This window comes from Streptomyces aureus (genome assembly GCF_001418135.1).
GTDB classification, from domain to species: Bacteria; Actinomycetota; Actinomycetes; order Streptomycetales; family Streptomycetaceae; genus Streptomyces; species Streptomyces aureus_A.
The window spans coordinates 1-7,232 of record NZ_LIPQ01000465.1; the positions used below are offsets into that span (position 1 = coordinate 1).

The 7,232-nt window shown below is 72.5% G+C and carries 6 protein-coding genes; 2 read left to right on the plus strand and 4 right to left on the minus strand.

The window, feature by feature from the left end; genetic code table 11:
* A partial coding sequence (locus AOK00_RS30870) for a CoA transferase (protein ID WP_173861684.1) occupies positions 1-338 on the plus strand: 338 nt, incomplete at its 5' end.
* A gap of 138 nt (positions 339-476) precedes the next feature.
* Here AOK00_RS30870 and AOK00_RS30875 read toward each other — a convergent pair.
* The 4 genes from AOK00_RS30875 to AOK00_RS30890 form a co-directional block, all read right to left on the minus strand.
* On the minus strand, positions 477-2,711 hold the full coding sequence (locus AOK00_RS30875) for an MMPL family transporter (protein ID WP_055603504.1): 2,235 nt from the start codon (positions 2,709-2,711) through the stop codon (positions 477-479).
* 123 nt (positions 2,712-2,834) lie between these two features.
* Positions 2,835-3,479, minus strand: a complete 645-nt coding sequence (locus tag AOK00_RS30880) for a response regulator (RefSeq protein WP_055603505.1) — start codon at positions 3,477-3,479, stop codon at positions 2,835-2,837.
* On the minus strand, positions 3,470-4,627 hold the full coding sequence (locus AOK00_RS30885; RefSeq protein WP_055603506.1) for a sensor histidine kinase: 1,158 nt from the start codon (positions 4,625-4,627) through the stop codon (positions 3,470-3,472). Before AOK00_RS30885 ends, AOK00_RS30880 begins: the two co-directional genes overlap by 10 nt.
* 137 nt (positions 4,628-4,764) lie before the next feature.
* Positions 4,765-5,436 carry a DedA family protein gene (locus AOK00_RS30890; protein ID WP_055603507.1) on the minus strand — a complete coding sequence of 224 codons (672 nt, stop codon included), beginning with the start codon at positions 5,434-5,436 and terminating at the stop codon, positions 4,765-4,767.
* A 357-nt stretch (positions 5,437-5,793) separates the two neighbouring features.
* Between AOK00_RS30890 and miaB the strand changes: the two genes are divergently transcribed.
* Positions 5,794-7,232: tRNA (N6-isopentenyl adenosine(37)-C2)-methylthiotransferase MiaB (gene miaB / locus AOK00_RS30895; protein ID WP_055603508.1), on the plus strand; the 1,439-nt coding region annotated here is incomplete at its 3' end.

Sequence of the window (7,232 nt, forward strand, 5' to 3'; positions counted from 1 at the left end):
CCCCCCCCGGGGACGGCGGACTCCCGGACCGCTCCGACCCGGCGGCCTGGCCGGCGCTGCGCGAGCTGATCGCGGCCCGTTTCGCGACCCGGGACCGCGAGCACTGGGTGAAGCTCTTCGACGCCGTGGACGCGGGGGTGGCCCCGGTCCTCACCGCCGCGGAGGCCGCCGCGCACCACCAACTCGCCGCCCGCGGGGCCTTCGTGGCGGTCGGCGACAGCGCCACCCTCCAGCCCCCCCCGCCCTCCCGCTTCGACCGCACCCCCGCCGAGGTCCCGAGCCGCGCACCCCTCCCCGGCGAGCACACGGAGGAGGTCCTCGCCGAGTGGCGGGGATGAACCCGCCGGGTGGGGCGGGTGACCGCCCCACGCCCCGGTACCCGGAGCGGGCCTCGCCCGGGCGCCCCGGCACCCGGAGCGAGCCTCGCCCGGTGCGCCCCCGACACCCGAGCGGGCCTCGCCAGGCGCCGGCGTCGCCTACCGCTGCCGTTCCCCCACCGGTATTCCCACAGGTTCCCCCACCGGCACCGGCGGGCGCGTCTGCCGGACCTCGTCGGAGCCGGCCGCGTGCCGGCCGCGCGATCCCGGGCCGCGGCCGCCCGGCCACCAGTTCCACCGGCCGAGGGCCGTCATCAGGGCCGGCAGGACGAAGATCCGGATCACCACCGCGTCGAGCAGGATCGCCGCCGCCAGGCCGACGCCCAGCTGCTTGAACTCCACCATGCTGAGCGTGCCGAAGACGGAGAACACGGCCACCATGACGATCGCCGCGCCGGAGACGACGCCGGCGGAGCGGGTGATGCCTTCGCGGACGGCGTCGCGGACGCCTGCGCCGTCCAGGGCGGCCTCGCGGATCCGGCTCACGACGAACACGTGGTAGTCCATCGAGAGTCCGAAGAGCACCACGAAGAGGAAGAGCGGGAGCCAGGAGACGACCGCCCCCGAGCTGTGGAAGTCGAGCACGCCCTCGGCCCAGGTGTGCTGGAAGACCGCGACGAGGACGCCGAAGGAGGCCGCCGCCGACAACAGGTTCAGGAGGATCGCGGAGAGCGCCACGGCGAGGGAGCGGAAGATGACGGCCACGGTGACGAAGGTCAGCAGCAGGACGAAGCCGACCACCCACGGCATCCGGTCCTTCAGGTGACCGGTGAAGTCGACCCCCTGGGCCACCTTGCCGCCGACCGCGCCCTCGGCGCCCTGGACGGGGGCGATCGCCTCGGGAACCCAGGCCCGCAGCAGTTCGAGGGACTCGCGTGCCCCCTCGCTCCTCGGTGAGTGCGGGGTGCCGACGGCGACGGTGTGCACGCGCTTGTCGGCCGACGCACGGATCGTGGGCGTGCGGTCGTGGGCGAACAGCTCCCGCCCCTCGGTGCGGCGCAGCAGGGCCCTGAGCGCGGCCTCGACCTCGTCGGCCCGCCCGGCGGGGGCCCGCACGGCCACCTGGTGCACGGTGCCCTCGCCGGGGAAGGCCGCGGTCAGCCGGTCCATGGCCCGGACGACGGGGATGTCGCGCGACAGATCGTCGGACCCGGGCTGCTTCAGCCGCATGTCGAGGGCCGGCAGGGCGAGGGCGAGCAGGGCGCCGACGGAGACCACGAGCGTGAGCGCCGGCCGTACGAGCGCGGGGCGCAGAAGCACGGGCCAGAACCGGGACCCGGTGGAGCGCGTGGTGAGCCGCCACAGGAGCGGCACCCTGGGCCGGTCGACCCAGTGGCCGAGCTTGGCGAGGAGCGCGGGAAGCACGGTCAGGGAGGCCAGGACGGCGACGGCCACGACGATGATCGACCCGGTGGCCAGCGAGGCGAACGTGGCCTCCTGGGCGAGGTAGAGGCCGGACATCGAGACGATGACGGTGATACCGGAGACGACGACCGTGTGCCCCGAGGTCTCGGCGGCGATCTCGATGGCGTCGAGGTGCGAGGCGCCCTTCCGGCGTTCCTCACGTTCCCGCTTCAGATGGAAGAGCGAGTAGTCGACGCCGACGGCCATGCCCATGAGCAGGATGACGTTGCTGACGGCGCTGGTCTCGGGCAGGACGTGCGAGGCGAGGGTCGACAGGCCGATCGCGGCGCCGACGCTGGACAGGGCGAGCAGGACCGGCACCCCGGCGGCGATGATCGCGCCGAAGACGACGAGCAGGATCAGCAGGGTCAGCGGAAGGCTGATCAGCTCGGCCTTCCTGAAGTCCTCGCCGAGGGTCTCGCCGAGCCCCTTGGCGGTGGAACCGGTGCCGATCTGGTCGATCCTGATGCCCTCGTGGGCCTTCTCGGTGGCCGCGCTCGCGTCGAGCAGCGGCTGGACCCGGGTGTCGGCGTTCTCCGTGTCGCCCTTCATGATCACCGGGAGCAGCAGCGCCTTGCCGTCGGCGGAGGGGACCGCGCCGCCGACGCTCTCCACCTCGGCCAGGGCCTTCATCCTCCCGGCGAGCTCCGCGGCGGCCTTCCGCGCGGTGGTGACGTCGAGCCTTCCGCCGCTCGTGGCGGTGATGAGCACGTTCTCCTCGGGCTTCTCGGTGAACTGCCCCGAGGCGGTGATCCGGCCGGCGCGGCCGGACTCGCCGACCCCCGACTCCTCGTCGCTGATCTGCTGTGTTCCGGCGGCTCCGCCGAGGAGGAGGCAGAGCGCGACGAAGACCACCCACAGCCCGATGGCGGACCACGGATGCGTGGCACTCCATCGAGCGATCCGTACCGTCGCCGGTTTCCTTCGCATGTGCGGTTCCCTCCCGTTGGCTTCGCGTCTGCGCGACGGGAGAAACGCTATTCACGGCGGAATGACGGGAGTACGAGGTAAACCGGTGCGGTTTCCCGTAACGCCTGGACGGGAATTCCGGCGCTACGACTCCAGATAGCGGAGCACCGCGAGGATCCGCCGGCTGTAGCCGGTCGTGTGGGTCAGCTCCAGTTTGTCGAAGACGGTGTTGAGGTTCTTCTCCACCGAACTCAGCGAGATGTGCAGCTTCTGCGCGATGGCCGCGTTCGTGTGCCCCTCCGCGAGCGCCTCCAGGACCGTCCGCTCCCGGGGCGTCAGCCGCGCGAGCGGATCCCCGTGGGTGGTCCGGATGACCAACTGCCTTACGACCTCCGGGTCGATGGCGGCCCCGCCGGCATGGATCCGCTCCAGCGCGTCGAGGAACTCCTCGACCTGTGCCACCCGGTCCTTGAGGAGATAGCCGACCCGCTCGGCGTTGGACGCGAGGAGCTTGGCCGCGTAGTGGCGCTCGATGTGCTGCGAGAGCACGAGCACGCTCACCTCGGGCCAGCGCTCGCGGATCTCGACGGCCGCCCGCAGCCCCTCGTCCGTATGGGTCGGGGGCATCCGGATGTCGACGACGACGACGTCAGGCCGCCGCTCCTCGACCTCCTTGAGCAGTGTCACCGCGTCCCCGAGCGCCGCCAGGACCTCGTGGCCCTCCTCGGCGAGCAGCCTGACCAGGCCCTCACGCAGCAGGGTCGAGTCCTCGGCAAGGATTACGCGCACGGCAGCTCCGCGGTGATCGTGGTCGGTCCCCCGAGGGGGCTGTGGATGTGCAGCACGCCGTCGAGCGCGGCCACCCGGCTGCGCAGTCCGGCCAGCCCGCTGCCGGCCTCGTTCGCGCCGCCCGTGCCGTCGTCCTCGACCCGTACGGTGAGCCGCGCCCCGTCGAGGGTCACGGTCACCGAGATCGCCGAGGCCGAGGAGTGCTTGGCCGCGTTCGTCACGGACTCCGACACCACGAAGTAGGCGGCCGTCTCGACCGGCCGGGGCAGCGGCGCGGGGACCTCGAAACGGGTCCGCAGCGGGATGCCGCTCCGCTCGGCGACGCCGCCGATCGCCTCTTCGAGCCCGAGGCTGTCGAGCGCCGACGGGTACACCCGCCAGGCCACCTCGCGCAGTTCGGTCAGCACGCCCTGGGACTCCTCGTGCGCCTGGAGCAGCAGCGCGTCGGCCTGCTCGGGACGACGGCCGCGGCGGGCCCGCCCGATCAGCATGGCCAGCGCCACCAGGCGCTGCTGCACCCCGTCGTGGAGATCGCGCTCGATGCGCCGCCGTTCGGCGTCCACGGCCTCGACGACGGCGGCCCGGCTGGCGGCGAGTTCGTCGATACGGCGCTGGAGCAGCTCCCGCTCGGAGGGGCCGAAGCACTCCCGGGCGGTACGGGCGTCGAGCGCGGCCAGCGCGTACAGCCCCTGGATGTCGAGGAAGAGGAGCACACCGCCGAGCAGGACCTGGGTGAGCAGTTCGTCCCAGTCGAGCGTGCCCCGTCCCGCGCCGTACGCCAGGATGCCGGCCAGGACGGCGCCGAGGACGAGCAGCGCGATCACGACCGCGCAGAGCAGTCCCGTGTAACTGCGGACGGCGAGGTAGCGAAGGATCTTCTGGTCCGATGACTCGTAGTGCCCGGGGAAGAGATCGCCGAAGAAGGCGGAGCGGCGGACCCGTTCGACGGTGACCAGGCGCCGGGCGCCGGCCATCAGGATCCCCAGGGCGCTGGAGCGGGTGCGCGGCCAGAGCAGGAACGGGCCCAGGGCCGTACCGGCGACGAGGAAGTAGAGGGCGCCGAGCAGCGCGGTCGCGCAGCCGAGGAGGGTCCCGATGCCGCGGCGGAGCCAGGACGGGACGGTCGTGCGGGTGGCGGACCCGCCCACAGCCGCGCCGGTCCCGGTAGCCGCTGAATCCCCGCCCCCATGCACGGGGCCCGACACTATTGCGCCCGCACAACCCGGGCAAGATCGCCAGGGCCGTGCGGGAGGCGGTGCCGTACCGGTGGGGCGGGAGCCGCGGGTCACGACGCGCGACGGTGCTGGGCTGCCCGGCCGCGGGCGCGCAGCCGGACCGCCGCATAGGCCACGACGGCGACGACGGCCATGACGAGCACCGCCTTCGACAGGACCCCCACATACGTCTCCACGAGGTCCCAGCGGTCGCCCAGCCAGTAGCCGGCCATCACGAGGACGCTGTTCCAGACGAGGCTGCCGAGCGTGGTGAGCATGACGAAGAGCGGCATCGGCATCCGTTCGACACCGGCGGGCACCGAGATCAGGCTCCGGAAGATCGGCACCATGCGCCCGAGGAAGACGGCCTTGGTGCCGTGCCGGGAGAACCACTCCTCGGTACGGACCAGGTCCGAGGACTTCACCAGGGGCAGCTTCCGCCAGACCGCGTGCATCCGGTCCCGGCCGAAGAGCGCCCCGATCCAGTAGAGGGCCACCGCGCCGACCACCGAACCGAGCGTCGTCCAGAACAGCGCGGAGGCCAGGCTCAGCACCCCCTGGCCGGCGGCGAAACCGGTCAGCGGCAGGATCACCTCGCTGGGCAGCGGGGGGAAGAGGTTCTCCAGGGCGATGGCGAGGCCGGCTCCGGGGCCCCCCATCGTGTCGACGAGGCCGGCGGCCCAGCCGGCGACGCCGTCGGCGGACTGCCGGGCGATCGCCATGGTCGTGAGGTCGAGGTTCATGACAGGACTCCAAGCCGGCCGGGAGGGTGCGGGGCGGGTGCTCCGCTCTTCTCCCTCGAACCTAGGAATCGCGGCTCGACGCCGGTATGAGGGTTCCCGCCCACCCCGGTGCGGTTCTCCGTACGTCCGGTCCTGCGGAAAACCGCAGGGTCGGGTGCGCGGCCGGCCCACGGCGGGACCCGGGTGCGCGGCCGACTCCCGGCGGGACCGGGCTCCGCGGTCCCGCTGCCCAGCCCGGCTCCGCGGCGGGAGCAGGCTCTCCGGCCCGGCTCTCCGGCCCGGCTCCTCGGTCCGGCTCCCGGGTCCGGCTCTCCGGTCCGGCCGGAGGCCCTCCGGGGACCGCCTACCCTTGGACGCATGACGAGCAGCAGCGACCGGAGCACCGCAGTGAGCGTTGACGGCACCAAGACCTATGAGATCCGCACCTACGGGTGCCAGATGAACGTCCACGACTCCGAGCGGCTCTCCGGTCTGCTGGAAGAGGCGGGTTACGTCAAGGCCCCCAAGGGCTCCGACGGGGACGCCGACGTCGTCGTCTTCAACACCTGCGCGGTCCGCGAGAACGCCGACAACAAGCTGTACGGCAACCTCGGCCGGCTCGCCCCGATGAAGACCACGCGCCCCGGCATGCAGATCGCCGTCGGCGGCTGTCTCGCGCAGAAGGACCGCGAGACGATCGTCTCCAAGGCCCCCTGGGTCGACGTGGTCTTCGGCACGCACAACATCGGCAAGCTGCCCGTCCTCCTGGAGCGCGCCCGCGTGCAGGAGGAGGCCCAGATCGAGATCGCCGAGTCGCTCGAGGCCTTCCCCTCGACGCTGCCGACCCGCCGCGAGTCCGCGTACGCGGCCTGGGTCTCGATCTCCGTCGGCTGCAACAACACCTGCACCTTCTGCATCGTCCCCGCCCTGCGCGGCAAGGAGGAGGACCGCCGCCCCGGCGACATCCTCGCCGAGATCGAGGCGCTGGTCGCCGAGGGCGTCTCCGAGATCACCCTGCTCGGCCAGAACGTCAACGCGTACGGCTCCGACCTCGGCGACCGCGAGGCCTTCTCCAAGCTGCTGCGCGCCTGCGGACAGATCGAGGGCCTGGAGCGGGTCCGTTTCACCTCCCCGCACCCCCGCGACTTCACCGACGACGTGATCGCGGCGATGGCCGAGACGCCGAACGTGATGCCGCAGCTCCACATGCCCATGCAGTCGGGCTCGGACACGATCCTCCGGGCGATGCGCCGCTCCTACCGGCAGGAGCGTTTCCTCGGGATCATCGAGAAGGTCCGCGCGGCCATCCCGCACGCCGCCATCTCCACCGACATCATCGTGGGCTTCCCCGGCGAGACCGAGGAGGACTTCGAGCAGACCATGCACGCCGTCCGCGAGGCCCGCTTCGCGAACGCCTTCACCTTCCAGTACTCCAAGCGCCCCGGGACCCCGGCGGCCGACATGGACGACCAGATCCCCAAGGAGGTCGTGCAGGAGCGCTACATGCGGCTCGTCGCCCTCCAGGAGGAGATCTCCTGGGCGGAGAACAAGAAGCAGGTCGGCCGCACCCTCGAGGTCATGGTCGCCGAGGGCGAGGGCCGCAAGGACGGCGCCACGGACCGACTCTCGGGCCGCGCCCCCGACAACCGGCTCGTCCACTTCACCAAGCCGGACGAGGACGTCCGCCCCGGCGACGTCGTGACCGTCGAGATCACGTACGCCGCCCCGCACCACCTGCTCGCCGAGGGCCCCGTCACGGCGGTGCGCTTCTCCCAGGCGTCGCCGGAGCGGGTACGGCGCACCGCCGTGACGGGGCC